Source organism: Kitasatospora sp. NPDC007106, from assembly GCF_040634455.1.
GTDB lineage: Bacteria > Actinomycetota > Actinomycetes > Streptomycetales > Streptomycetaceae > Kitasatospora > Kitasatospora arboriphila.
In genome coordinates this window covers 1-1,586 of record NZ_JBEYFP010001154.1, presented here as the reverse complement: position 1 = coordinate 1,586, position 1,586 = coordinate 1, and the positions used below count along the sequence as shown (strand labels likewise).

Annotated in this window: 2 protein-coding genes; both read right to left on the bottom strand. The window is 74.6% G+C overall.

The annotated features are described in order from the left end of the window. A partial coding sequence (locus ABZ641_RS36700; RefSeq protein ID WP_359988879.1) for an alpha/beta hydrolase occupies positions 1-923 on the bottom strand: 923 nt, incomplete at its 3' end. A 32-nt stretch (positions 924-955) separates the two neighbouring features. After that, positions 956-1,586: alpha/beta hydrolase (locus tag ABZ641_RS36695; RefSeq protein WP_359988878.1), on the bottom strand; the 631-nt coding region annotated here is incomplete at its 5' end.

The window sequence follows — 1,586 nt, the reverse complement described above, 5'->3', positions numbered from 1 at the left end:
CCCGGGACCGTGACGGTGGTGGTGACCGGCCGGGCCTCCAGCTGGCGGACGAGGCGTTCGAAGGTGGCCTTCAGGTGCGGGTAGCGGTCGTTGCAGGCGGGCTGCTGCGCGCAGGCGTCGAAGATGCCGTCGAAGCCCTCGCGTGCGGCCTTCCAGGTGACGGCTCCGCTGGCGAGGGACGGCGGCAGGACGCCGTCGATGCCGACCGACCGGATGCCCTCCGGGTGCAGGCGCATGTAGAGGAGGGCCAGGTCGGTGCCGTAGGAGATGCCGAAGACGTTCCACCGCCGGATGCCCAGCGCGACGCGCAGGTCGGCGTAGTCGGCGGCGCTCTCGGTGCTGTTGTAGGCGTCCGGGTCGGCCCCGAGACCCACCAGTCGGTCGCGGCCGGCCCGGGTCGCCGCGACGTGCAGGCGTCCGGTGGACGGCGCGCCGTAGACGAGGCCGAGGGCGTCCGCGTTGAACTGGTCGATGTTCGGGCAGGTGAGCGCAGGGTCGGCCGAGTAGGTGCCGCGCTGTGACATGAAGACGACGTCCCGGTCGCGGTTCAGGTCGCCGTTGAGCGCCAGCTGGATCTCCGAGTTCGCGTCGTCGCCGGGACCGCCGGCGAGCCACACGATCGGGTCGGGTGCCCGCTTCTGCACGGCCGGCACGATCGCGACCGCAAGGGTGATCTTCCGCCCCCCGGGCCGGGAACGGTTCTCGGGCACGGTGAGCGTTCCGCAGCGGGCCGTCTCCAGGGCCGGGGTCGGGTCCGCCGTCCTCGGGCAGGGGCCCGGCTCGAACCGGGCGTGGCCCGCCGTCCGGGCGGCCGTGCCCAACGGTTCCTCGGTGCCGGCGTCGGCGCGGGCGGGCAGCGCGGCGAGGCCGGCGAGGAGAACACCGGCGGTGGCCCCGGCCAGTGCGGTCCGCAGCCGTCGCACGGCGCGCCGGCGGTGGGATGGGCAGACGGGCATCATGTGGTCTCCGGCTCGGGGGTGATGGTGAACGGCGCGGGCGCCAGCCCCGCCACGCAGGACGTGTCGGGCGCGGTCGGGCGGGCCAGGAAGGAGGTCAGGACGTCGGCCGCGCAGGGCGACTGGGGAACCACCCAGTGGCCGATCCCGGGAATCAGCACGGTGGTCGAACGGGACAGCGTCCGGGCGGTGTACGCGCCCCAGCTCGCCCCGGTCTTCGCGTCGAAGGTCCCGGAGACGAGGAGTGTCGGTACGTCGCTGCGGGTGGCCACCCGCTGGACCGCGGTGCGGTCCGGGACGTTCCAGGCACGGCAGACGTCGTGCTCGAAGGGCAGCTGCGGGGCCTGGGCCAGGACCGTGTCCGGCCATCCGGGGAAGGCCCGGCGGCCCGCCTGCAGCAGGTCGGACTCCGAGTGGCCCGGAACCCATTCGCTGCAGGCCACCGACTGCGTCAGGCCGTGGGCGACCTCACCGACGACGGGCGTCGCGCCGGCGGCCTGGGCACGGGCGAAGCGCTCCGGGTTCCCGTGGGCGAGTTCGTCCAGCGCCGCCGGCACGTCGACCGCCTTGACGGCGTTGGCGACCAGCAGGTTCACCAGCGCGCCGCCGTCGAGGACGACCCTCACCGGG